Origin of the sequence: Cerasicoccus sp. TK19100, assembly GCF_027257155.1 — a bacterium.
GTDB lineage: Bacteria > Verrucomicrobiota > Verrucomicrobiia > Opitutales > Cerasicoccaceae > Cerasicoccus > Cerasicoccus fimbriatus.
The window spans coordinates 707,772-733,307 of the sequence record NZ_JAPWDU010000001.1 but is presented as its reverse complement, the minus strand read 5'-3'; the positions used below and the strand labels follow the sequence as shown (position 1 = coordinate 733,307).

Genomic DNA, 25,536 nt, shown 5'->3' with positions numbered 1-25,536 from the left:
CTTACATCCATTCCTGGAAAAAACGATAGGTGTGGTCGGACCAGTGCGGCAGGCCTTCGTGTCCATGGTCGTGGTAGATCAAGTGACGCTTGCTGGAGTGGATATTATTATATGCCGCGAACTGGGTGGATGGCGGGCAGATTTTGTCCATCAGCGTGATCGCCATCAGCACGTCGCCCTTGATGCGCGGGGCGAGGTTCTTGACATCGATATAGCCAAGCCAATTGAAAATTTCCTCCTCACGCTCATGCAGTGGATCGATTTGGCGGAAAAATGCGCGCAGCTCTTCGTAGGCGTTTTCGGCAAGGTCCATCTGCCAAACACGCAGGTAGTCGGACAAAAAGGGAAACTGCGAAACGACCTTCGCGATACGTGGCTCCAGCGCGGCACAAGCCAACGCCAATGCCCCACCCTGGCTGCCGCCCTGGCTGGCCACGCGGCTGGCATCGACCTCTGGCATGTCCATCACGAGGCCCGCCATTTGCGCGGTATCGAGAAAGATCGAGCGGAATGCCAAGTCCTTCGGTCCATTGCGAAGGCCGCGAATAATGTGCCCTTTGAAAGTGCTCAGGTTTGCGGAAACAATCTCTTGCGATTCACCGGCTTGACCGCGGCAATCCAAAGCCGCCATGACAAAGCCCGACGCCGCCATTGACAGTAACCCGGTCCATTCAGCGCTCCAGCCACTATAGCCGTGAAACTGGCAGATCGCCGGACAGCCACCCTTGGGAATGTGCTTCGGGATAACCAATTTCGCATGCACCCGGGCACCGCCGACGCCAGTCCAATACAGCTCGTAGCAATCAGCGAACGGCGTAGTAAAATCTGCGGCGACACGCTCTGGCTTGGCATCGACCGCGCGCATTTCATTGAGCGCCTCCTCCCAGTACGCGTCGAAATCAGACGGACATGGGTTTTGGCCCATGTAGGTTTTCAGTTTATCGAGCGGGTAATCGAATGCTGGCATAACAATTTATTAGGGTTCGATATCAAGCAGCTAGGCCCATCTATTCGCATGCCGCAAATCTTTTCGAGCACGGATTATTCCTCGGGCGCTGGTGGTTGCTCCAGTTGTATATTGGCGTCTTCGGCTTCGGGTAAATCCTTGGCAGTGGTCACGTGCAAGTCCTTAAATTTGCGCGCGGAAACGAGTACGCGCCGCTCAAACGACGACACCGCCTTGTTGTAGGAATTCGTCGCGCGGTCGAGCCCCTTCCGCATGTCGTCAAAGTGGCCTGCAAAGGTCGAGATGCGGTCGTAAAGCTCTTTGCCAAGCTCACTGATTTTCTTGGCTTCCTTGGCGATTTCCTCCTGCCGCCAACCGTAGTGAATTGCCTTCAGCAGCGCAATAAGCGTTGTCGGCGTGGCAAGGATCACGCGGTTTTCCGAACCGTATTCAATCAGCGTCGGGTCCTGCTCCAGTGCGGCGGAGAAGAATGTTTCGCCCGGCAGGAAGAGGACAACAAACTCCGGCGTCGACTCAAACTGGCTCCAATAGCGCTTTTCGCCAAGCTTCTTCAAGTGATCGCGGACTTGACGTGCGTGGTCGGCTAGGCGGCGACGTTGCTCGTCAACATTGTCCGCCTCCAGCGCCGTCAGGTAGGCATCGAGCGGGGCCTTGGAATCAACGATCACCTGACGACTGTTGGGCAAACGGATGACCATATCCGGGCGCAAACGACCTTCTTCGGTGTTGACGTTTTCCTGCTCAAAAAAGTCGCAGTAGTTAATCATGCCCGCCATCTCGACCGTTCGCCGCAACTGCATCTCGCCCCAACGACCACGGACCTGCGGCGCGCGCAGCGCCTTGACGAGGTTCGCCGTTTCCGACTGCAAGCTCTGCTGCGCGCTGAGCATGTGCTTGAGCTGCTCTTGCAAGCCCGAGTAGGCACCCTCGCGCTTTTTTTCGATCTCAGTGATGTTTAGGCGGACTTTTTCCAGCGACTCGCCAATGGGCTTTACCAACTGGTTGATCGCCTGCTGCCGCTTCTCCAGATCACCCTTGGCACCCTCCTGATAACGGCCCAGAGTTTGCGTTGCCGCCTTAATAAAGTCTTCACTATTCGCGCGCAGGGCGTCTGCCGACAGGCCTTTAAACGACTCCAGTAGCTGACGCTTCACCTCCTCGAAATTGCGCACCTGAGCCTCCAGTGATTGGCGTTCCTGCTGGCGCAGCGTCTCAATTTCGCGTAACTGCAAGGCCAAGTCGTTCGAATGCTGTGTGCGTTCGGCCACCTCTTTTTCCAACGCCCCGGCCCGGACCGTTAACTGCTCGACTTGCTGACGCGCCAAGGCCAGCTCGGTCGCGGCTTCGGATCGCGCCGTTTCTCGCGCCCCCTGAATCTGACGGCTAAGCATCAACCACGCGCCCCCGGCACCACCGGCGAGGCCCACTATAAAAATCACTATGCCCGTTATTGCATCCATGTTGGAACTTATGGCATTCTACCCCGTCCAAGCTTCCCGTGGCTGGCAACGATAAAGCAACCCAATGACCCGACGCATCCCCATTTTCCTGATAATTTTTCTCGCCGCTTTCAGCATGGTCGATCTCTCGGCCGCGCGTCCACGCGAAATCTGGGAGCGCTACACGGTCGTCTTCATTGGCGAGAAGCGCGACAATCCCGCCAACGGTGCCATAATGCATGGCGCACGCGCAGCAGCCGATGTCCTGGAACACCAGTACAAGCTGGAAATCACCATAACCGACCTGACACCGGTTACGCCGGACGGGCAAAAACAAGCGCTGCGCGACTCCTTCGTCGAGGGAGCCAAGGCGGTTATTATCGACATCGCCAATGCCGACGCGCTGTCCGAGGAACTGGATTTACTGAAGCGGCAGGGCGTTTACGTGATCACCATCGACAGCGAGGGACCGGCCGATTTCCACCTGGCAACCATCGAAAATGACAACCGCTTGCTCGGCATGCGCGCCTACGAAGCGGCAGCGGCCCTCCTTAAGCAAGGCGACGAAATCTCCGTGTTCGCTGGCGACCTCACCAACCCCATTAACCAAGAGCGCCTTGATGGCTTTCAGGACATGGCCGGACAAGTCGGCAAGCTCTCCATTGCAGAAGTTTACTCCGGAGAGGAAGATGTGAGTGAGGCGATAAATTTGATTCACCAAGTCCAGGCCGGCGACCGCGATGAAGCGCTCGATGGCTGGGTGTTTCTTGGCCCATGGCCGCTAATGAGTGCCACGCCTCTGCCCTGGGAACCAGGCAAGGAAGTCTGTGTTGCGATCGACGCACTGCCGCAGTCACTGGCTTATCTCGCGCAGGGCCAAGTCAATGCGCTAGTTACCCGATCGTACTTTGGCTGGGGAAAAAGCGCGATGGAGATCGCCATCAACGCCATACATTTGAAGGTAACTCCGGAGAAGGACACCTACCGCTTTGGCGGCGAAATCGTCACCCGTGAGCGGCTCGATGAGGTCGCTCAGGACTGGGCGATCTGGATGCAGTAGTATTTACCAAAGTCGTTATCCTTCAGGCTTGCATAGGCGGGGCTACAATTAATAGATTAATGCTGTAATTCGCATCAATCCCCCGATCGATCCCCCACGAAAATGCTTGTTTCCCGTTTACTGTCCGTGCTGGCCTTGCTGTTGGCGTGTCAATTAATCCAAGGAGCGATCTCGCTTGACGTCGCTGTGCAAACTGGCGCAACACCTGAGGTTAGTATCAGTTGGAACAGCCAAGGCAGCAACACAGTGAAGGTGCTCCGCCGTGACATTGATCTGGCCGGCATTGATACTTGGACAGAGCTGTCCGCCAACGCCAGCTCGCCGTTCGTCGATGACACCGTCGTCACTGGCAACACCTACGAATACACCGTGCGCTCGCTGACCACCAGCGGCAGCAACAACCGACTTGCCCATTTTGTGGCGACGATTGAAGCGCCGCTACGAGACACGCGCGGCGCGGTGTTGCTCGTGGTGGAAAACACCTGGGCGACCGAGCTCGCCGAAGAGCTTCGCCTGCTGGAATTAAATTTAACCGCCGATGGTTGGGAAGTCGAACGCCTGGACTGGGATCGCGAAGGAGCGGGCAACGGCGAAGCCCTGCGCACCGCCATTCAGGACGCGGTCGCGGCCAATCAGGAGATCAACAGCCTCTTCATCTTTGGGGCTGTGGAAATGGTTAAATCCGGCTATCTGGCACCCGATGGCCACGCCGCACATCCACACGAGACGGATCTTTTTTACGGCGACATCGACGGCCAATGGGACGACACGGCCGATAGCTCCATCTACACACCCGGCGACGGCATTTACGATGAAACTTATTACCCGTCCGAGATCGACCTTCGCACCGGCCGCGTGACCTTCCACAATATGGGTGCTTTCAAGAAGACCGAGGGCGAATACCTCCGCGATTACATCCACAAGGAACACGCCTACCGCAATCGGCACCGCAACGTGAGTTACCAGAACTATGTCGGCGACGAACATTACCTCTACGCCTCCAATGCCACACTGAAAGCCATGGTTGGCACGGGTAACTGGAACAGCTCGGGCAACCTTGACACCATCATCGGCGAGGAGTCCTACCTCGTCGCGTTCGGCAACCGCACCAGTAGCTGGGAGGCTGCGCGTGATGGTTTTCAAAAAGCTATTTTCACCGCCTGCTTCCGCAGCCACATCCAGGAATTCTGGAGTAGCAACAACAACATGCGCGGCATGCTTGCCCAGCCCGACTGGGGCTTGACGGCGCTCTGGGGCGGACGCCCGGCCTGGTATCTGCACAAGCTCGCCGCTGGTAGACCAATTGGCGAGTGCGTCATCGATACGCAGAACGACTTGCTCAATGCGCGCTACACCTCCAGCTACGATCCCGACACCGCGACATTTACCTACACCCAAGCGCGCGACTATGAGTTTCGCAGTGACGAACTGCCCACGCCGTATGTTTCCAATAACTTGATGGGCGACCCAACCGTCCGCGTAGCCCATGTCGAGCCCATCAGCAACCTCTCTATCACGCGCACCGACGCCGCCAATATCGAGCTCAGCTGGACCGCCTCCCCCGCTGCCGATCTTATTGGCTACCATGTTTATAAGAATGACACGCGCCTCGGCGTTTACTCGCGATTGACCACCACACCAATCACCGCGACGACTTACAGCGCCCCTGCGGCTGACGACACTGAAACGTGGTTTCAAGTTCGCGCCGTCGCCAATGTAACCGTGCCCACCGGCGTTTACGAAGAGCAAAGCCATGGTCGCTTCACCTTGGCCAAAGCCGACGGCTCGGTCAACACACCGCCCGTTGCGGACGACCTCATCGTGAGCGGCAAAATGAACACACCGCTGCTCATTGAGTTTGCCGGTAGCGACGCCGATGGCGACACGCTTACGCCCATCTTGGTCGACAACCCCGACAGCGGCCAAATTCGTTGGTGGGGCGGCAAAGCCTACTACGTTTCCAAGCGCGACGAAGGCGGAACCGAAACGGCAACTTTTATCCTGTTCGACGGGGTAACCGTCAGCGAACCGGCGACGATTACCTTCACCACCGATGCCATTGGCGACACCTTACTGGGCTGGGAATACCCGGACGGCACGACCTCCGCACAAAATCCGGTTTACGCTGCAAGCCACATGAGCAGCACCGCCATCGCCGGTGGGCCGGGCACCGATATTATTTCCAGCTGGCCCGGCAAAGACAGCTACACCTCACGTTCCATCGGCTCAACGCTCGATGAAAACAGCAACTATTTTACCTGGACCGTGACACCGGATTCCGGCTACCGCATGAACATCAGTCGGATCAATCTCGGCATTTGCGGCAACAGCGGAGATAATATTTTCTACGAGCTCCGCGCCAGCGCGGACGGCTTTGCGAGCCATGCAGTCGTCCCTCTGGAGCTGGGCAACGTCACCGGTCGCGGCTATGGCGACAATGCCGGCACACTCGACACTGCCGACGCCAGCGCGGTCGGGATCTTACAAAACCAGGACCAGCCGGTCGAATTTCGCCTGCATTTTTGGCATACCGGCGGTAGCTCTTCAGTCGGCGTAGGCAAACTGACCGATGTCGTTTACTACGACGCCATCGAAGACGTTTCCTTGCGCGGCTACATGACAACAGATTCCGGCACGCCAAGCATTATCGCTAGCGCGACATCGGTCGATGTTGCGGAAGAAGGCGAGGCCAGCATCGGCGTCAGCCTCTCGGCCCCACCAGCCTCCCCGATCACTCTGAGCGTGGCGCGTACCTCCGGTGATACCGACCTGAGCGTTTCCAGCGGTGCTTCGCTCGACTTCGACGGCAGCAATTGGAGCATTGCGCAAACAGTGACTTTTGCCGCCCCTACGATGCCGATATCTCCAGCGACAGCGCTGTCTTCGCCATCAGTGGTAGTGGCCTGGAAACGCTCAATTTAACCGTGAACGAGCTCGACACCGCGCAACCTCCAGTGGCGACGCCGGACAACTACACAGTCGTGGTCGATACCCAGCTTTTTATTGATGCGCCCGGCGTGCTCGGCAACGACACCGACGCCAACAACGAGCCGATTACCGCCGTATTGGTGCAAGACGTAGCTCACGGCAATCTCAGCCTCAACAGCGACGGCTCCTTCACCTACACACCCCAAAACGGCTTCGAGGGCACGGATAGCTTCACCTACTATGCGGATGACGGCTTGCAGCAATCACCCGCGACCACGGTTACCCTTGGCGTCGTCACCACCGCGCTCAAGGTGAACCAATTTGGCACAGTGATCGGTATTGTGCCGGAAGTTTATGTCGACGGTCAATTGTCCAACGGCACCCACACAGTCTATGGCTCGCGCACGATTGAGATTACCGGCAACGGCTGGTTCATGGTCGATTTGAGCAACGTCAACATCACCGCCGACACCGTGCTCTCGTTCGATTTCCAAAGTGAAACTGAGGCAGAAATTCAGGGCATCGGATTCGATAACGACCTGAGCGATCTGAACCCACAGCACACCGTCCAAATCTGGGGCACGCAAAATTGGGCTGACTTTAACTTGGATAACTACGGTGCCAGCTCTCCCACTGAAAAACACTACGAGGTTCCTGTCGGCAGTTACTTCACGGGGGACTTCCGCTACCTTATTTTTGTGCAGGATGACGATGCCAATGAAAACGCGGTTTCCCGCTACTCAAACGTGCGGCTGTATGTGCCCAGTGCCGGTACCATCTGGGCAGACGCCGTCGGCATTGACCCGCTAACAAGCGCTCCGATGGCTGCGGATTCCAACAACGACGGCAAGCCCAACTACTTCCACTTTGCCACGGCGACTGACCCGATGGGGCTCGGCGTAAACGAAGGCAAATCCGCCATGAGCGCCGAAGAAGAAGAGGCTGAATACCACCTGACCATCACCGTGCCCATCCGCCTAGGTGCGACTTTCAGCGGCACGCCACTAACCTCTGCTCCAATAGATGGCGTGATCTACACGATTCTTGGCGACAGCGACTTGGGTGCGCCATTCGGCGATATGTCCGTGGAAGAAGTCACCCCCGCCCTCACTTCCGGCCTGCCTGCGCTAGACGATCTGGACGACATCCCGGGTGCCGATTGGGAATACCGCACATTCCGACTAATTAACCCCGTGGCCGATAACGCGCCCGGCTTTATGTGGATTAGTGTAAAAGAAGCGCCATAGCGAATAGAGCCGATTGGTACCTCCAGCAAACAGGCAGCGTGTGCAACATGGTGCACATTTTATTGTGGGTCGGCAGTTGACTTGACCGCAATCGGCGCTCAACGTCGGCAAAGTTTTCCATTATGAAACGATCATTCCCCCTTATCGTTACGCTCTTGCTTGCCCATCAGGCATTCGCTCAAACCACCGGCGCCGCTGCGCCCGAAACCGAGGCCACCGGCTCTATTGACTGGGTCGCCGAGGTATTAAAAGGCGGCGCGACTTCGGTCGTGCTTCTGGTGGTTGGCTTCATTGGCATCATCTTTTTTATTGAGCGCCTGCTGGTCGTGCGTTCCGGAAATTTCATTCCGGGCAAGCTGGAAAAGGACATCAAAAAGTTTGCCGAACAGGCCGACTTCGAGTCCATCGAGCGCGTATGCCGCAAATCCAACAGCGTCCTCGGCGACATTGGCAAATACGTGGCCACGCACACGCACATCCCGTTTGAGATTCTCTCCTTCGGCGTCACCGACATGATTGGCCGCACCGTCAGCCGCCAGCACCAGCGCACCTATCCGCTGGCGGTGGTTGCCACGATCTCCCCACTGCTCGGTCTGCTGGGCACGATTATTGGCATGATTGAGTCATTCCAGAAAGTCGCACTTATGGGCGACACTGGCGACGCATCGGTGCTGGCGGACTCCATCGGTAAAGCGCTCATCACGACTGCGCTCGGCCTGATGATCGCCATCCCGGCACTGGCGAGCTATCACTTTTTCAAGTCCCGCATTAACAGCTACGGCATCCGGTTGGAAGAGCTCGTCGACACGCTGATGTCGCCCTGGCTCCACCCGGAAAATCAGGAAGAAACCAGCGAGGAATAAATGGCCCGGACGCCCACAGCGTTTACGCCCATCACCAAAGGCAACGTCTCTCGCGTCGCGACCATCCGTCGCTTGCGCAGCCGACGCCGTGGTGATTCCGAGATCGAGGTTGACCTGTCCCCATTGATCGATTGCGTGTTCCTGCTACTCATCTTTTTCCTCGTCACCACGATGCTGAAAAAGCTGGAAAAGCAGATCCCCGTGGTCTTGCCAGACTACACCGTCGCCCTCGCGCCTGTGGCCGAGAACGATGTGATCATTTACGCGATCACCAAAAACGGCGAGTTCCTGAAAGCCAACGAAGGCAAGCGCTCCATCCAAGGACTCAGCTACCGCCCAATTACTTCACTGGAGGAAGACTTGGCACTCGTCTCCACTGAGCAAGGCACGGATGTGGAGATCCGCATCGACGCCGAACGCGAAGTGCCCGTACAAACCGTCATCGATGCCCTGGACACCCTTGCGCTGCAGGGCTTTGAAAAAGTGGGAGTACGCCTGCGCCACCGTGAACGCGAGTTTTTCGAACTACGCGGAGGGGGTAATTAGCCATGCCACGCAACGTATATGAAGACGACGAAGATGTCGCGCTCAGCATGTCCCCGCTGATCGACTGCGTGTTCTTGCTGCTCATTTTCTTCCTCGTCACCACGATGCTGAAAAAAGACCTCCGCGAGGTGGAGCACCTGAATTTGCCCATCTCGCGCTCATCGCTCGAAGTGCCACCAGATGAATCGGTGCTCGCAATCGCGATCGATGCCGAGGGCGAAGTTTTCCTCGAAGGTGAGGCTACCACCATCGGCCAGCTCATCGACGAATTAAAGATAATCGAGGTCAACGACCCTGAGCGCCGCATCCGCTTGGATACCGACGAAAACACGCCCTTTTACCGCCTCGTAGAAGTCCTTGATGCGCTCAGCTTCCGCAACCTGCGCAACGTCGGCGTGCGCACTTATCACGAAAAATTCGACTAAGCATGGCCAATCCCCTTACCAGCCGCACGCCTTTGATGATCGCGTTTGTCATCGCAACGATTCTCGTGGGAGGCTTCGCCGTTGCACTGTTGGTCAACGAAGACTTACGGCGCTACACCATTGCCCAGATCGAAGAGATCACCAACGAAGACGGTGAAAAAGTTAAGCGCGTAAAAATCGAAAAGCCGGAGCCCAATGAAAAACAAGTCCGCGAAATTTCCCGCAATCAGGAGCGCAAAAAACGCGATGAGCTGAAAGAAAAAGCCAAGGAAATGCGCGAGACCATTTACGAAATCGAAGAGGTCGTGGAAGCGCAGAAAAAGCTCTTGGGCGACAAAGAAACCGAATGGGATCGCCTTGCCGAGAAAGCCGAGGAGCTCGCCCAGCAGATGAAGGAATTTAACGATAACCTCGCGCAGGAGGACACCCCGGACAGTCTGGAGACCGCAGAGCCCGCCAGCCAGGAGCTCACCGATATGGCCGAGGCCTATGCAGAAATGGTCAACCAGAAGAAGGATGAAAGCGTGACCACGCAGGATGCCAAGGAAGCCGCCCTCGAAGCGCGCAAACTCCTGAATCAGGCCAAAGATTTTCAAAATAAATTCAACCAGGCCACCCAACGCACCCCGGCAGAAGATAAAGCCGACGCCATGGAACTGCGCGAGGAAGTCATGGAATTCGTCGCTGAGCTGGAGGAACACGCCAAGGAAATGGCGCAGCTTGAAAAATCTCCCTACGCCAATCTGGAGCAATCGCCCGAAGCCGAAACAACCGACTTGGCCGACACCGAGCTGGCCAATGACCCCAGCCAAAACGGCGAGCTCGAAGACGGCGAAACCACCACTCTCGGTAACGAATTACCCAGTGACCAACAGCTCGACGAAATGACTACGGCCGAGCTCTACGAGCAGATTCAAGAAATGTCCGAGATGGTCGATGAAGCCTTCGCCGAAGGCCAGGCCGCGGATTTGGCCAATCGTAAGGACATGTCCCTGCAGCGCGCGCGGGACGAAGTTTTCAAGCCGGAATCCGACAAAGGCCCGGACCTGCAAGAGGCGTTGAGCCAGAATCAGCCGTCCACTCGCGAGGAATTTCAGCAGTTTAACGAAGCCTTGGAAAATGCGGCCAGCGCCGCTCAGCAGATGGCCCGCACCGCAAACAACCGGAAAGAATCACTGACCGGACAAAGCGCCCAGCAATCCGGCCAGGGACAAAGCAGCGAGCAGCTACAAGCCTCGCTCCAACAAGGCAACGAACTGCGTGCCCAAATGAATCTGCTTGCCAGTAACGCTGGGCGCAGAGTGGGCAATGTGCAGGACATGCGCGCGCTCATGGCCGAGAACTACTCTCTGACCGGCGGTGGCTCAATGAGCGGCGAAGGCTTCCGCCAAGGCCAGGCAGTAGACATGAATTACCAGACCGCAATGGAGCACGAATCCCCCCTGCCCAAACAAGCCCACCTCGACACCAACCGCACGCTGGCACAAGCCGTCCCTGGTCGCCGCCTCGATAAAAATTCCGCGCGGCAAGGTTGGATATTTCTCGATACCTGGTACGTCATCGGTCCTTGGCAACGCCCCAACCAACGCGAATCGTTCGAAGTGGAATTCCCGCCCGAAACACTCGTCGATCTCGACGCAACCTACACTGGGAAGGTAAGCCGCTTCACCAAGGAAAACATGGAGTTGAAGTGGCGTTTTGTACAGACGGAAAATATCCGCATCAATCCGCCTGACGAAATCAGCGATGCCGTTTACTACGGTTACACCGAGGTATTTTGCGAAACTGCAACGGAAGTCACAGTCGCCGTTGCCAGTGACGACATGGCCAAGCTGTGGATCAACGATCTGGTGGTCTTTGAAGACTCCGGCCTCTCCCCTTGGCGTATGGATGAAGGCTTCCGCACAATCCTGCTCAAGCCCGGCTATAATACTGTGCTGATTCGCCTGGAGAACGGCCCCTCCGTCTGCTATTTCTCGGTGCTCATGTGCCCCACCGAGGCCTTGCGCAATTAAGACACTTCATCAAGCCGCAGAAAAGGGCTTTACAAGGCAGTCTCCTCGCTTCATTTTCCTAACTTTTCCGAGGGCCCAGGTGGCGGAATTGGCAGACGCGGCGGACTCAAAATCCGCTTCCGAAAGGAGTATCGGTTCGACCCCGATCCTGGGTACCACTCGACAGAAAGTAGTTTTCTGGTCCCACTAAAAGCACTCTCATCTTCGATTATGTGATTGAAGGAGTGCCTAAAGCTCAACATCGAGCCTTACCCAGTAGAACCGCATCAGCGAACGCGCTGACATTACCAAGCTGAACAAGGTGATTAAAGAAAGCGGGAACTTTACGCCCTACCCGTATCTACTTAGCCGGAAACCCGATATTCAGCGCCGCAGCCTCTTGCGCAAATAGAGCTGCGACCTCGCGTGCCCCTTTGGCCGAAAGGTGGCTATTGTCGCGTTTTCCATCCGGAAAATATTCGTTTTCTCCTGGCTCAAAATGCAGGAACAGCGCCTTTGATCCCTCTTCGCCATACTCATTGAGCAAACGCTCAGTCAGCAGATTCAAGTCCACCATGGGCACGCCCAAACTATCAGCGACCTCACGTGTAGCCTGAGGATACCGGCCCAGAGAATCCCGGGCTTTGCCATCCTTGAAATAGCGACGGTAAATCGAAGTCGCAAGAATTGGCTGAGCGCCCTTCTCCCGCGTCTCATTGACGAACTTTATCAGAAAATCTCGATAATCTGTTTCCGGATCTGTGTAGATTTCAGGTTTATTCTTCTTTTGGTCATTGTGCCCAAATTGAATGATCACCCAATCACCTGGCTTTACGGCTTCGATTACCCGCTCCCAGCGCCCTTCAGCAATAAAGCTACGTGTGCTTCGCCCCCCTGCGGCATGATTTGAAACGATGACCTCATCCATAAGGTATTCATCCAAAACTTGTCCCCAACCATGTTCGGGATTTTGATCCGGATTGCTTTTATTAGCCATTGTCGAATCACCGACCATGTAGATCGTCGTAGTGGCAATTTGCGTTGTCAGTTCAGGCGCACCGAGAAGGCATTGACTCAGCAATAGGCCAATTGAGAGTCGGAGAATAGTGAGGTGTTTAAAGAGCATGCTTACTAAAAATATATACGTTTCACATCCACGCTTCCTTCGGTTCCCTGATCATTGGTGATGAAGACAAGCGCAGATCGCCCCTTCTTTAGCGTCCAGCCAGCCGAATAGACAACCTCCGTGCCTCCTGGAGCTTCACTAACCTGCAGGGCCATGGCAACATCCAGACCTTTGGCGATTTCGGGATTTGAGACAATGGCTTCGGACTTTCCTGCTGGCACTTTAAATTGATCTTTACCAAAGCGCACGTAGAGCGGGTAACTTGCCAAATTAAAGAACTGATAGGTTCCATCTGCAACTTCATTCCGGGCAAAATTCAGCGGCAAAATGCGATATAGCCCCTTACCTCTTTGCTCATCAGGAATGAAGATCAGCAGTTGATTCGCGTTCGCCCTGGGCGTGAAACTTCCGATAACTTTCTTTAGAGGATTTCCCTCCGCGTCGACACCGTCATACTGATAAAAGTAAACCGGAAGCGGCCCGTAGTATTCGAAATTTTTGGTCGGTGCGCCATTTGGAATAAACGGTATTGCGACCTCTCCATTGATGCCCTCGTAAAAAACCTGATTTATCGTCCGGTTCCAGCTAAGCATCGAGAAGCTGACGCGAACATTTTCAGGCGCTTGCCCGAATAGCGCCCCAGCGGCAAGAAAGGCAAGAAGAAGGGCTTTAAAGCCGATAGATAGTTTCATCAAAATTTAAATTGTTTCCGGATCTAACCACTTGAATGAGACAATTTGGTAGCGACGACCGAGCGCACTGGATGGTCGAATCATTTCTTCCATCGAGCTTGGATCTGAAGCCGCTGTAGGGACAGGCGTCGGAACGCGTTGTACCTTTGCTTCACACCATACTCGGCTCGTAACCTCATTCGTGAAAGGGTTCACCACATCACCATAGGCCCGAATTGTAAAGGTATCAGAACGGACCGTAAGAAAAGAACCGATTTGCTGCAAGAGGTCAGACTGCAACACATAGCCTGGGAACCCCATATTACTACGATCTGTTTCCGATAAATTCTCGGAAAGGAAGCTACGGAGGCTGACAAAAGGTTCGACTAATTCGCCAGCGAGGTCCGGGCTAGTGATTTGATTAACCCCGAGGGCGGAGTCCGATCCCAGTAGAGGGTTGTCCAAGGCTGCCTGTAATGCCCCTTTTTTCCCAAACTCATCGTTGCTCAAGCTCCGATTAATAAACGAGGCAAGGCTAAGGAATGGACCTCTTTTCTTTACCTCTTCCACTATGGATTCGGCCAGATCGGTAATTTCCTCATCAGAAAGCAAACGGTAACCTTTCCAAAACTCTGCTTCGCTATTCGCATCCGTGGTTTTGAAGCCACGGTTGTAGGGGCGGCTCACCCGCGAAACGATGACATCACTTTCGCTAACGATCGAATTCGTTCCGCTCGTATCGTAAACTGGGAAACGAAGATTTTGCGTGCCGGCAAGAATTGCTTTCCATGCCTCAACTGAAGTCGAATTAACATTGAATGCACCGTTCACCCACATCTCCGATGCAGGACGATAGATGGCATCTTCAAAGTTCTCATCTTCGACGTCTTCAACCACGATACGATTATAGCGCTCCAATGGGGAGAGTTCGCTACCGATGAATTCCATCCGCGGATTGAGGGTATGATCAGAGAGCGAAGCACCGGTTTCCTCAAGCTCCAGAAGCAGTTCATCGCGACGGGCCTCCTGTGGCGGAATGTTTAACGTGGAAAAGAAAAAACCATCCCAGATACGCTCATTCACCAGATACGGTAAATCAAAGTAAGTGAGGTCATTGACGCCCGCAAAGTCAGTAACCCGCGTCTGATCCATCGGAATACGCACATTGGCATAAGAAGTCCCTACGATGTAAGTTGGGTCAAATTGATAGCGGCCCAAATTGGCATGCTGCAATTGTCCCAAGGACAGCAAAGGTCCTCTCGGCCGTTCAAACAGGACAACACTTTTTAGTGCCTCATCTGCCTCGATACTGCGCCCCCAGAAGCCGTATTTTACATCCGTATCCGGATCCGTATAACTAGCCGGCTCTTGCTCATTAGAGCCAAGCGACTCGACATCGAAGAGACTCAAGTAGCGAGTGGCTCCCCAATCCGACTTACCGTCCCAGGCAGAATTCGAGTGAATCGCCCTCACGTTGAAATCAATCAGATTTCGAACGACTTCCATTTCCGAAGCGCTACCGCCCATGCGTTCAGTCGTCCGAATAGAGAAAGCCAGCGTCTCAAACGAGTCCTGCTTTACCGCATCGTAAATCGAAGAATAGCTCGTAGTGAAAGTCTTGGGTTGGTCATTACTGTATGGGCGCCATAAGTCCGTAATGTTGTGATAGCTCTGACCTGCGGCGGAGGAGTTGGTATAACTACGTATTCCCCCAAACTTGTCGTATTCAATTTTTATGGTTATGCCAGCGTCTTCCTCCAGCGCACGCTTGAGCCATTCCTTCTCCTGCGCAGATATTCCCCACTTGGGATGCCAAGATGGTTCTTTAACGCCAGACTCCCGAGCCTCCTCCAAGGAGACTGCGCCATTATTCGGCGCGCCATCGGGTTTTTGATCATCAATTTCATCCAGTGGAAACCTCAAACCACCTACAGCTTCCCAGTCATTTTTTAGATAATCCGCATTGGCTCCACTATTACTCTCAATCTTGGCCCAGGGGTTACCATCAAAAGCCTGATGCACAATTGTGCCGGGGTCGATATTGAAGCTATCCAGTGAGATTTTCAATGTCCCCTGCTTGTTGGATGTATGCAACTCTGACTGATAAAATTCCACAATTTGCACCTCATCTTCAAAAATGAGAGTCAGGGTAATCTTTGGACTTAATGTCGCGAGAAATCCAAAATCATTCGCCTGCATCTTTGTGTTATAAGGATTATACAGAGAGACAACCGGCTTGAATGAAATTACAGGCACAGGCGTGCCACCGCCCGAAGGCGTAACCAGCTCGAAGGAGTGAGAAATCCGAATTTGAGCAATGATTGGCGTAATCCAACTGGTGAATTGATAGTTATCGCCCTTGTTCTTGCTGTTCTCGCCAATATATTGGTAAGGCAATCCAGAACTGACATAAGGATCCGTGTGCGTGAACGAGTTATGCCAGTAAGGGGTAAAGCGCGGTTCAGTTGAGCCTCCGCCCCCAGGAATATTCTCATAAGCCTTACGAAAGCTGAGAGTATCGTCCCTCATGTGAGCAACACTACTGCTGAGCGGCCAATAATGCTGATAGTAATCACGCAGCACGCCCCAGTTGGGAGCTCCACTCACGATGATTGGATCTTCAACAAAGAAGTAAGGCTCAGCACTCGTAGGATCCGCAGCGGCTTCATCTGACAACGCTTGGGTACCAAAAGTCTGTTCTGGGAAATGTGTCGCGAATGATGCGTCAATTTCGAAGGCCTGCGTTAAATCTCTTTTCAATGCGCCATCCTTTACATCGACCAGAAGCCCTTTGGAAAACGTGGTCAGATCGTGAAATCTCGCACGTCCCACTGACACTGGGTCTGCCGACTTATCACTAAGCCATTTCCCATAACCCAGCGCTAAGTCATAAAGATGCTGCAGAGAATCATCGGAGGCAGAATAATCGCCGAGACCACTGACTTGATTAATGCCATTGCGAGTCGGCACCTGGAAAGAACGATTTAGCAGCTCAGGGTCCGAGGACGTAGCAACTTCAGTATTAATCACGTTTACCAAAGCCTTGCTGTTATCCCCAGTGACCCAGTAAGCATAGTTGCCGTTCATGTTGTCCCCTGGCAGCGCAACTTTAAGCGCGCGCACTGCGGGCACATTGTAGTCCGCAGATTCTCCAACGAGAACGACGCTGGAATCATCGTCGGTCAAATCGTCCAAGGGTGTCAGATACCCATGATCTCCGGGGTTTAAGCCTTCGTTTCCACTGACAATCCACTGGGCCAACTTGATTTTCTCGGTTGGTTGAAGCTCGTCCCAGAAGGCATAGTCATCGGCGGTCTTAACCGTCCCATCCGAATTTTTGGAGTTCCACACGCCTAACCAATACTGCTGCTTTAATGTATCTTCTCCCAGCCCATCGGGCCCAAGAAAGATGTCTGCACGGGCGGTAATTCTTGCATCCGGCCCAGTAGCTTTTTGCAGTTCGCCCATTGCAGTGAGCATACCCATGTAAGCATTCTGCCGCGCGATCGACAACTCGTCCGAATGCTTAGTTGTCGCAAGATTCACCTGCAATAAGGACGAAAGAGACAGCGCGAGCATTACGGCAAAGGCCATAAGTGCAAGTGCGACGACCAATGCGAAACCTCTTTGTGGTTTTCTTGTATTTCGAAGGTCAAGACGCGTGGATGCGTCTCGATTGAATCTAAAAATGGGGGTCATGGGGGGAAGGGGAAAAGTTTTTACAGCTTTCGCATGTGTGAGCTTAGATGCTAAAATAAAAACTAAGAATTCATATAAAAGGATGTCGGGCTAAAATAGGCTTCTGACATTCTGCACTTCAGATAAAATTGATTCCTAAGTGATCACCCAAAAATACCGCAGCTCACCATGTTGATAATTCATAGCAATGATGGTCTCCGCAGCTGTCGTTTTAGATGCGGGCTTAAACGATGAGGAATGAGGTAACTTAAAGGGGTCATTAAAGTATAACTCATTAATATCGATAATTACCAGCTACTCCAGCAAAGGGGTAGTTAATCTATTAAACATCCACGCACTTTAGTGCAAAGCGGTCTTCCAGGGACAGTCTCCCACGCCGTTCAGGATAATGAGCTGTTGAGTATGGCAGTAACCATCGAATATCCATCACAAAGCACAGAATCCCCAATACCCTGTCTATCATAACCTTGCAGAACTAATTGGTATTAATGGGACATCTATTGGCTCGTTTCAAGATCACCGCAGCACAGGCACACGAGACTGCCTGACAGGCCGCTTAACACCGGCAAATTACTGCTCAGGCATGTTGCCCATCAAAAAGATTTTCCGCGATAACACCTAGCATTGAATAGGTTAAACTCAACAAAAAGTGAATCACGACCATATGACCTATTAGATATTAAAGATAGATACACATTACAAAGGACAGCTAAGCAGATGATTTAACCAATTATCTGAATTCCGCTAACTGTAGCGCACCTACCCTTAGACATATATCACGCGAATTAATTCGCAATATCCCCCAACCTAAAACCCTGTTTATGAGTCGAATAATACCCAATAAAAGCTTGCTGTTGCTAGCTGCATTAACGTTTAGCGTTCAAGCTAACGCAGCGAATCTATACATGCTGCCCGACGGATCGGGCGAACAAAATGGCAAAGACTGGGACAATGCACTCTCCTACTCTGCCAACCCGGATAGTCTGCAAAACGCATGGGATCAGTTGACACCAGGCGATACACTATTTTTGGGCGGAGGTGACTACGAAGCCCGGTCCGTAACCCTGAGCGCTAGTGGCAGCAATCAAGACGACACGAAAACACTGAAAGGTGTAACTCGTGATGGTAAACGCCCCGTATTCTCCGGAAGCTGGAATAAAGAAGACAAAGCCAAGGGCTTTGCCATGTTTAAAATTGCCCCAAAGTCATCTTGGTGGGCGATAGAAAATATCGAAATTCGCAATTGCCGGGAAGGCGTTGTCACTTCGTCACCAGGACAGGTCTCAAACGGTCGCATCATCGATGTAGATGTTCAGGGCACTCGTGACGCGTTTGTGTTCATCGGAGGTGCCTATGCCAGCGATCCCGAGATTGGCACGCATAATATAGAAATCCGAGATTGCGACGTGCAAAACTACACGAAGCGCGGCTTTCGCTTTCGTGACGGATGCTACGACATTGTGGTAGAGAATTGCACAGCCGATGCCGGCGGCAAAGAGTGGTATGTTGAGCCATTCCCGATGGGCTTCAACGTGATCGGTGGAAAAAAAGGAAGCGGTGTGTTTGACCACGACATCACCTTCATTGATTGCATTGCCAAGAATAATTGGCACGTCACGGACGACAGTAAGTACTGGAATGGCGACGGTTTTTGTGCCGAAGGCACGGCCTACAACCTCACGTATATTCGCTGTGAGTCCTACGGAAATACCGACGGAGGATGGGATGATAAGTCTCTAAATCCGCTGCTCATTAGCTGCATAGCCAAGGACAACAAAAAGAACTTTCGATTCTGGAGCCACCAGCCTGGTGCTGTGCTGTGGAACTGCCTTTCGGATGCGCCGATAAAACGCGGCGGCAACTCAAATTACGTGGGACTGTGGACTGGCGGAAAAGTCCAGATCATTCATTCAAGCTTCCTCAACTCCAAAGTCCCGATGGAGGTCAACACCTATAAGGTAACTCCGGAAAAGAAAGCCCGAATGCTCATCACCGTAAAGGATTCGATCGTTGAGCTACCGGAAGGAAAAAATGCGCTACCAACCGAGAACTTCGTTACCAGCAATAACTTCATCCGCCCACTGGGCTCAGATTTAAAGCCAGGCGAAGGGATCACAGGGTACACAAAATTCAACGAAGACACTGCCGAATTACTCGCACAAGCAAGATCCTTGCAGCCTCTGCTGAAAACCGAGGCAAACCTACTCGAAGCAAAACGCATCTCCATTTACGGCGATAAAAATCCTACCGGCTGGTATCTCAGCGGATGGCGCGATGCAGACATGCGCCAAGTCAGAGGAGAAGGAATTGATCATAGCAATGCGTTGGCAGTGACAACAAAAGGTTCGGGAGGCGGCGGTGCAACCTATCGCACCAAGCGCCTTTCAGAGACCGTTCAATTCGTCAATTACGAACCAGCAGACTGGGAACTGCGGATGGCCATTCGCAGCAAAAGTGTACCATTGGACAACCTGGAAATACAAATTCTCTCCATGTCGAATGAAGCGAAATTCAAGGAGATTCCAATGCCGGGAACACTCGATGGTACCGTCACCGACTGGCAGGAAATTTCCATACCTCTGAGCAGCTTTGTCGCCAATGGGCAGCCATTGGAGGACTTCGCCGGATTTTACATCCGCGCCAATGGCGATATGGCAACACCACTTTACATCGACAATGTGCGGTTAGAACCCGCTCTGTAGATGATTCCCGATTTTCTCCTCCGGACGACAAGATCGTTCGGGGGAGGAACATTTTACGCTCCTGATTGTGCATGCCCAGCAAAGCGCGAGGAGCACCACAGGCTGGTATTGAAAAGCTAACTGCTTCGACCGCCGAATATACGGCAGTTAAATAGATTTCGACAGCAACCTAAGTTTGTAGCTACTCGATCCAGTAGCTGGATAAAAGAAAAGCGCCCTTGAAGTTACGAACCTCAATGACGCTAACTTAAGCGTTACCTCCGTGAGAATCGCAAATGCGACTCTACGCGAAGGCCGCGACTACTGTGACTCGTAGACCTTAATACCCGAGAAGGTCACATTGATACTCGAGTCTGCATCGTCGTCGCCAACAAAGGTCATATGCGTCATACTTCCAGTGAAATAAGAGCCGACTGGTATGACCAACGTCTCAGGCCCCGAACCGGCTGTGTAGAGCGGACTAATCGGCGCAAAAGACTCATTCATCACTTGGCTGCCGGCCAGCTTCACGTGGCTCAAACCGGTGGAATAATCGTTGTCTGAATCGAATCCGATGCAGGTCAGTTCGCCAGCATCAGAGGCATCCACCGTCACTTCGACGACCGTGTTCGCGGTCACCGTGTATGGGAACGCATAGCGACGCCAATAATTGCCCGTCAATTGAATCGATGTATCACCGCTGCCCAGCGTCATGGACCCACTTCCCGATTGGGTAGAATAGTCCGAGAATCCTGCCGAATTGAAGACCATTGAGCCAAGAGCGCCGCTGGTCGTTTCGACTTCCAGCGTAGGCTCGTAGCCCGTGTCCTCACGCGTGTTGAAGACGACATACATCACCACATTATCCGGCTGCTTCAGGGCAAAGGAAACGTAGCCATCGCTAGCGGCCTCCTGTGCTACGTAGGCACTGACATCAATCTCATGCACTTCGCCTACGGTGCGTGCATCAATCGTCTCAATGATCGTTCCAGTCGATGACGCGCGGGTGTTCCAGGTCATCGTCATTTCATCCCAAGCATCGTCGGCCAATTGTCGGATCTCAATGTAGCGCGCGCCGGGGCCTTCACCACCAATGCTTTTTACGCGAAGTTTGAGCTTCGCATTCAAGACTGATCCTGAGATGGAAGTCAGCGGAAAGCGGACATAAGCGATGCGATTGTATTCGGAGCTGGCGTCCTTAACGGCCATCCCGGAGTCGCCACCGTAGTTGGTCGTGGCAGCGCCATCACGCACGTAGGTATCCGCTTCGGAGATGATGTTCGAAATCACTGAAGTCGCCACCGGAGTTTCCAATTCAAGGATCGGCTCCTTGCCTACATTCTCGCGGCTTCCAAAGATAACCATGCGATTATCGTTAGCCGGCTGAATGAGCACAAAGGAAACGGTTCCATCGCCAGCCAGTTCCTGGTCCACATAGGCGCTCACATCGATCTCGTGCACTTCATCCACCGTGCGCGCATCGATAGTCGTGATCAAGGTTCCATTGGACGCTTCGCGGGTGTTCCAGGTCATCGTGGATTCATTCCAGGCGTCATTGGCCAATTGGCGTATTTCGATGTTGCGCGCGCCTGAGCCTTCACCGCCGATGGACTGCACGTAGAGTTTCAACTTTGCGCCAACGAGTTCAGTGACTTCGCCGGGGATCGCAAAACGTAGGTAGGCGATGCGATCGTAGTCGGGACTGGCATCCTTCACAATCAAGCGCGTGTCACTGCCAAAGTTAGTGTTGGGGTTCCCATCATTAACAAAGGTATCCGCTTCGGGGAGGACGTCATAGAATTCGCTTTCTTCTTCCACGACCGCACCTACGAGCGAAAGGCGAATGGTATCCACGGAAAGTTTGAAACCACTGCTCGAAGCATTCTTGCCGGTCACAGTGAAACGGAAAGCCGCAGAAGTGTCGGCTGCCAAAGTGACATCGCCGATGGAGACTTCGCCATAGGCATCACTCGCGCTATACTGATCCACCGGAGCACCGACATCGACACCGTCCACGCTCAGTTGATAGGTCCCCAGGTCGGAAGAAGTCTTATCCATCACGTAAACCGAGTAGGTGCCCGCTGGCAGGTTCGGCACATTGAACTCAATGTAATCACCAATGCCATCAGCATCGAAGCGAATCAATTCTCCGCCACCAGCAGAAGCATTGGTAACCTCGACACTGCCCTCGCCTGAATTGGTTACCACCAGTGACTCCGCCTCATAGGGCGTCGATAGCGAGTGGTAACCTTTGCTATGCCCGAAGGTTTCGCTATCCAGTTCATCCCCGATTCCGTTCCAGTCGATGGATGGACTGATCAGCAACGGATCGGTTCCGCTGCCCGGACGATACTGCACCGTGCTGGCATCGAAAGTTACCGTCCCCGTTTTAAAGCTACCCGAGGCACCACTGAACGCGATAATGCTGTTTGAGACAGTCAAGCTACCGCTGCCGTCCTCATCCAGTCCACGGCCGTTGTTACCGTAGTAGGTGTAGTTGTTGACGGTGGAATGACCGTTCTGGGTCCAGATACCCGAACCGCCACTTGGCTCACTGCCGACTTCGTTACTGCTCGTTCGCCGGAAGGGAAAAGCAGCCACACAATTGTTGAGCGTTTTTGCGGTGTGCCAGAGTCGGAATCCACGGTAGTTTTTAACCGAAACGCAGCCTTCGAGATTCGCTGCCGATTTCAGATCATAGCCGCCGTCCTCATTGTTGACCGAAATACAACGAATGAATTGTGTCGTACCGTTGTTATTATCTTCAAGGACAAAGCCGTCTCCATTGTAGTAGCTCAGCGGATTTCCATCCGAGTCAGTCTGGCCATTCATGCGATGATTCAGGGCCACACAATCCTCGAAGACCAAATTGGAATTCGAGCTCCCGTTCCCATAGGAAACAAAGCCAAAGGGGAACTTCTCACCATAATCCCACCATGACTCATCACCACCGGTCATGTCGGCCACGCAGTTGGTAAAGGTCACATTATTGCAACCTCGGTCGAGGCGAAACCCTTGCTTCGTGTATTCCTGAATGACCACATTCTCAAAGCGAGAGTTGTCCATGTAATACACATACATGCCATGGCGAACATCGTGCACGAACAAGTCACGAAGAGTAATGTAATTGGACGCATTCGAAGACGATGAGGAGCTTTTAATGCCGTGGCGCACACGACTAATTTCCAGGTTCTCTACCAGCCAGTGATCACCAATGATGTAGAGGCCGTGATCCATTCCGGCATCCGGGTTACTCCGCGTCCAATCAGGGTCGCCATTGAAATGTGGCCTTCCGCCTCCGGTATCCACGCCGATGATCGACTTGGGTAGTGAGGCCGTCCCATCGGAATTGATGTAGATGCGGGTATTAGTATAATTTCCGGAACCTATGTAGAGTGTATCACCGGCCACCATCGTGGTGTTTAGCGTGCTGGACAAACTACCTTTCGCCAAGGCGTTGGAAAAATCGGATCCCGAGCCATCCCCCGATCCATTGGGAGTCATGTAGTAATCAGCAGCATGAATCACGCTGCATAAAGAGGAGAGCGCTGCCACTGAAAGTAGCGTACGGCAAATGCCGAGACGTGGATAGCCACGACTTCGTAGAAGAGAATCAAGCATACGATAATCTTATTGGGGGGTTAATTAGGGGTGTGAAGAAGCAGCGTAAACTGCTTCTAAAACCAAGCTTGAATCACAGCAGCTCCGACTTCGAATACTTCTAAATTGAAGCTATTCACATTTAGGCTACGCGCCCTCCAGGATCACAGCGAAAGACTTGCACCGATACTCATGTAAACGAACCCCTTGAAAGACCTCGCATCTAAAAAATAAAGACTGAGAATCAAGATATGGAACTCAAGCAACCATAACCACGAACAGCTCACTCAAAGCAACAGACCTCAGCGCCTAACTGATAAAGTCGCACTGCAGTTGAACACACTCACGTTAGGATGAAAGACTATTGACCGACTAATCGTTCTCCTCGCTCCAGCCCCCACTTCTCGGTGCCATGGGCCGTTCCGCTTGTTATGCACAATATTATTAAAACTTTTTCGCTAGTCCTCGCGATCGCCATACCCATCGCCACGAACGCCGTCGAACCACCACGCTTAAGTGACGGACGTATCGAACTGACCGCAGAGCAATCCACTGGTGGCAAGGTTCTCACAACCTCGAGTGGCTATTTGATCGGCGTCACCCTCGACAGATCTTGCGAGGAAAACTTCGAGAAAAAGAGCCAGGCATGCATCGAGTGGACGCCCGAAACGCCCCTTCCAGCGGGTTGGTGGCATGGCGTTGTCGAGAGCAACTACAAAGAATCATACGCCAATCGCGATATCAGCATCAAGATGGTCGGGGGGCTGGATCCTGACGTTCGCGTGGCTCCCAATTATATCTGGGTCACCAAAGGTGAAGAACAACGATTCGAGTTCTACATCTACACCAATACGCCCTCGACCGCTGTCCGCATAGACCCGAAGGGCGATCTTTGGCGCTGGAACAAAACTTGGCCAATTAGTAAAATTATCCTGACGCAAGTTCACCCGACTGAGCTGGACGCATCGGTAGCTGTCACCTTAGAGCTTCCTGTTGAGCAGGACGGTTCCGTGCCCCTGCCTTTCCCTTTGCCAACGGGCAACTGGTCCGTCGGTGGTTACATGAGCGAGCCGGGTGAAGCGGAAGTGGAAGGCAGTGAAGGTCTGCCAATCAACTTGTCCTATAAGCTGGACCGCTGGAATCGAAGCGGCGTTTACTCGTCATCTTTCCACCTGCGCACCCCGCTTGAGCGCGTGCAGATACTGACGAAGGATTTGTTTTCATCGGTGATTCTTCGCCACAAGGCCACGCGCGAAGTGAATTTTGATGTAGAAGGTGAGTTACTCGTTACGACCGACCCGACTCGTCAAGTCGAAGAGGTCCTAGAACTTCACGGCAGCCAGCTTGACGGAACCGCCCCAAGCTTTCCAAAGTTTCCGCTGGGCAAAAGCAAAGTCGTGCTCACGTCGTGGGACGACGGCAAGCCTACCGACCTGCGTTGCGCGGAGATCCTGGTCAAGCACGGCTATAGCCCCACCTTCATGCTCAATGGAAATTCGCCTGCCCTTGAGTTCATGGATAAGCTGGAAGCAATGGGTGCTGAGATTGGCTCCCACGGCTATCAGCACAAGCCATACAACACACTGACTCCAAATGGTGCGCTAGACAACGCCACTGCCATGCGAAAGTTACTGGAAAATCGTCTCGGGCATCCAGTCATTGCATTTTCCTTTCCCGATGGTTACTTCGCTGCTCAAGACGAAGAAGGTGATTACGTGCTGCGTGCCGTAAAGGATGCCGGTTACTGGATTGCGCGCACTCAGATTACCAAGCAACAAACGATCGGAGATGTCGATCAGCCGCTGCTCATGCGCTCGAACGGTCTTTACGGTAGCGGCAATAAAATGCTCAAAGCCGATTGGCCGAAGTTCCTTGAGGAAGATGGCGGCCTATTCTACATCAAGGGCCATAGTTGGCAGATTGGCAAAAGCGATGAGCAATGGAAAAAGTTCGAAGACTTCGTTGCGCAGTTTGCCGGACAGCCCGATTCCTGGTATCCTTCGAACACCGAGTTCGCCCTATGGCTCTGGGCACAGGACAACGTCAATGTCAGCGTGGAATCCAGCAGCCCGCAAACAACCGTGGTCAAGCTTCAGCGCCCGTGGCTGCACCCCTGGCTTTCCGAGCGATGCCCCATCAGCCTGACCGTGCCCGATGGCGTGACATCCGTCACATGGCAAGGGCAGCAAATTCCGGTGACCAATGGACGCGTGGAACTCACTTGGCCGGAGCAAAACGAAGCGACACTTTAGGGAGCGTGTTGCGTCAATCAAAGTGCGCTTCGGCTAAC

General features: G+C 53.3%; 15 protein-coding genes and 1 tRNA gene. 10 read left to right on the top strand and 6 right to left on the bottom strand.

Annotated features, from left to right (window positions below; all coding sequences use genetic code 11):
* Position 1: 1 nt before the first annotated feature.
* Together O3S85_RS02935 and O3S85_RS02930 are read right to left on the bottom strand one after the other, a co-directional pair.
* A complete protein-coding gene (locus O3S85_RS02935) occupies positions 2-967 on the bottom strand; it encodes an alpha/beta fold hydrolase (protein WP_269537731.1) in 966 nt (321 codons plus the stop codon).
* 74 nt (positions 968-1,041) lie between these two features.
* Positions 1,042-2,406 carry a DNA recombination protein RmuC gene (locus tag O3S85_RS02930; protein ID WP_269537729.1) on the bottom strand — a complete coding sequence of 455 codons (1,365 nt, stop codon included), beginning with the start codon at positions 2,404-2,406 and terminating at the stop codon, positions 1,042-1,044.
* Positions 2,407-2,491: 85 nt separating this feature from the next.
* On the opposite strand from O3S85_RS02930, the gene O3S85_RS02925 reads away from it, so the two are divergent.
* The 8 genes from O3S85_RS02925 (at position 2,492) to O3S85_RS02890 (ending at position 11,648) form a co-directional block, all read left to right on the top strand.
* Positions 2,492-3,466 carry a substrate-binding domain-containing protein gene (locus tag O3S85_RS02925; protein ID WP_269537728.1) on the top strand — a complete coding sequence of 325 codons (975 nt, stop codon included), beginning with the start codon at positions 2,492-2,494 and terminating at the stop codon, positions 3,464-3,466.
* 102 nt (positions 3,467-3,568) lie between these two features.
* Positions 3,569-6,388 carry an Ig-like domain-containing protein gene (locus O3S85_RS02920; protein WP_269537727.1) on the top strand — a complete coding sequence of 940 codons (2,820 nt, stop codon included), beginning with the start codon at positions 3,569-3,571 and terminating at the stop codon, positions 6,386-6,388.
* Positions 6,280-7,641, top strand: a complete 1,362-nt coding sequence (locus tag O3S85_RS02915; RefSeq protein WP_269537726.1) for an Ig-like domain-containing protein — start codon at positions 6,280-6,282, stop codon at positions 7,639-7,641. Before O3S85_RS02920 ends, O3S85_RS02915 begins: the two co-directional genes overlap by 109 nt.
* A 122-nt stretch (positions 7,642-7,763) precedes the next feature.
* On the top strand, positions 7,764-8,504 hold the full coding sequence (locus tag O3S85_RS02910; RefSeq protein WP_269537725.1) for a MotA/TolQ/ExbB proton channel family protein: 741 nt from the start codon (positions 7,764-7,766) through the stop codon (positions 8,502-8,504).
* The gene (locus O3S85_RS02905) at positions 8,505-9,050 is read left to right on the top strand and encodes an ExbD/TolR family protein (RefSeq protein ID WP_269537724.1); all 546 of its coding nucleotides are present in this window, start codon (positions 8,505-8,507) and stop codon (positions 9,048-9,050) included. It abuts the gene before it with no gap.
* Positions 9,051-9,052: 2 nt separating this feature from the next.
* On the top strand, positions 9,053-9,475 hold the full coding sequence (locus O3S85_RS02900; RefSeq protein ID WP_269537723.1) for an ExbD/TolR family protein: 423 nt from the start codon (positions 9,053-9,055) through the stop codon (positions 9,473-9,475).
* 2 nt (positions 9,476-9,477) lie between these two features.
* Positions 9,478-11,490: a hypothetical protein gene (locus O3S85_RS02895; RefSeq protein WP_269537722.1), complete on the top strand. Its 2,013-nt coding sequence runs from the start codon at positions 9,478-9,480 to the stop codon at positions 11,488-11,490.
* Between the two features lie 73 nt (positions 11,491-11,563).
* Positions 11,564-11,648: transfer RNA gene (locus tag O3S85_RS02890), tRNA-Leu, on the top strand.
* 182 nt (positions 11,649-11,830) lie between these two features.
* On the opposite strand, the gene O3S85_RS02885 is transcribed toward O3S85_RS02890, so the two are convergent.
* The 3 genes from O3S85_RS02885 to O3S85_RS02875 are packed head-to-tail and all read right to left on the bottom strand — an operon-like array spanning position 11,831 to position 16,965.
* Entirely contained in the window at positions 11,831-12,595 is a 765-nt protein-coding gene (locus O3S85_RS02885; RefSeq protein ID WP_269537721.1) for a rhamnogalacturonan acetylesterase, read from the bottom strand.
* A gap of 5 nt (positions 12,596-12,600) precedes the next feature.
* Positions 12,601-13,287: a hypothetical protein gene (locus tag O3S85_RS02880; protein ID WP_269537720.1), complete on the bottom strand. Its 687-nt coding sequence runs from the start codon at positions 13,285-13,287 to the stop codon at positions 12,601-12,603.
* A 6-nt stretch (positions 13,288-13,293) separates the two neighbouring features.
* The gene (locus O3S85_RS02875) at positions 13,294-16,965 is read right to left on the bottom strand and encodes a hypothetical protein (protein WP_269537719.1); all 3,672 of its coding nucleotides are present in this window, start codon (positions 16,963-16,965) and stop codon (positions 13,294-13,296) included.
* 905 nt (positions 16,966-17,870) lie between these two features.
* Here O3S85_RS02875 and O3S85_RS02870 point away from each other — a divergent pair.
* Positions 17,871-19,667 carry a hypothetical protein gene (locus O3S85_RS02870; protein WP_269537718.1) on the top strand — a complete coding sequence of 599 codons (1,797 nt, stop codon included), beginning with the start codon at positions 17,871-17,873 and terminating at the stop codon, positions 19,665-19,667.
* 300 nt (positions 19,668-19,967) lie between these two features.
* Here O3S85_RS02870 and O3S85_RS02865 read toward each other — a convergent pair whose 3' ends face one another.
* Positions 19,968-23,150: a CBM96 family carbohydrate-binding protein gene (locus tag O3S85_RS02865; protein ID WP_269537717.1), complete on the bottom strand. Its 3,183-nt coding sequence runs from the start codon at positions 23,148-23,150 to the stop codon at positions 19,968-19,970.
* A gap of 527 nt (positions 23,151-23,677) precedes the next feature.
* On the opposite strand from O3S85_RS02865, the gene O3S85_RS02860 reads away from it, so the two are divergent.
* Positions 23,678-25,498 carry a polysaccharide deacetylase family protein gene (locus tag O3S85_RS02860; protein ID WP_269537716.1) on the top strand — a complete coding sequence of 607 codons (1,821 nt, stop codon included), beginning with the start codon at positions 23,678-23,680 and terminating at the stop codon, positions 25,496-25,498.
* Positions 25,499-25,536 lie beyond the last annotated feature (38 nt).

Excerpts from the sequence above, each read along its gene's own strand:
- O3S85_RS02870 (WP_269537718.1), top strand. The coding sequence starts at position 17,871 with ATGCTGCCCGACGGATCGGGCGAACAAAATGGCAAAGACTGGGACAAT.
- O3S85_RS02925 (WP_269537728.1), top strand. The coding sequence starts at position 2,492 with ATGACCCGACGCATCCCCATTTTCCTGATAATTTTTCTCGCCGCTTTC.
- O3S85_RS02895 (WP_269537722.1), top strand. The coding sequence starts at position 9,478 with ATGGCCAATCCCCTTACCAGCCGCACGCCTTTGATGATCGCGTTTGTC.
- O3S85_RS02910 (WP_269537725.1), top strand. The coding sequence starts at position 7,764 with ATGAAACGATCATTCCCCCTTATCGTTACGCTCTTGCTTGCCCATCAG.
- O3S85_RS02860 (WP_269537716.1), top strand. The coding sequence starts at position 23,678 with ATGCACAATATTATTAAAACTTTTTCGCTAGTCCTCGCGATCGCCATA.
- O3S85_RS02905 (WP_269537724.1), top strand. The coding sequence starts at position 8,505 with ATGGCCCGGACGCCCACAGCGTTTACGCCCATCACCAAAGGCAACGTC.
- O3S85_RS02920 (WP_269537727.1), top strand. The coding sequence starts at position 3,569 with ATGCTTGTTTCCCGTTTACTGTCCGTGCTGGCCTTGCTGTTGGCGTGT.
- O3S85_RS02880 (WP_269537720.1), bottom strand. The coding sequence starts at position 13,287 with ATGAAACTATCTATCGGCTTTAAAGCCCTTCTTCTTGCCTTTCTTGCC.
- O3S85_RS02935 (WP_269537731.1), bottom strand. The coding sequence starts at position 967 with ATGCCAGCATTCGATTACCCGCTCGATAAACTGAAAACCTACATGGGC.
- O3S85_RS02865 (WP_269537717.1), bottom strand. The coding sequence starts at position 23,150 with ATGACTCCCAATGGATCGGGGGATGGCTCGGGATCCGATTTTTCCAAC.
- O3S85_RS02885 (WP_269537721.1), bottom strand. The coding sequence starts at position 12,595 with ATGCTCTTTAAACACCTCACTATTCTCCGACTCTCAATTGGCCTATTG.
- O3S85_RS02900 (WP_269537723.1), top strand. The coding sequence starts at position 9,053 with ATGCCACGCAACGTATATGAAGACGACGAAGATGTCGCGCTCAGCATG.
- O3S85_RS02875 (WP_269537719.1), bottom strand. The coding sequence starts at position 16,965 with ATGACCCCCATTTTTAGATTCAATCGAGACGCATCCACGCGTCTTGAC.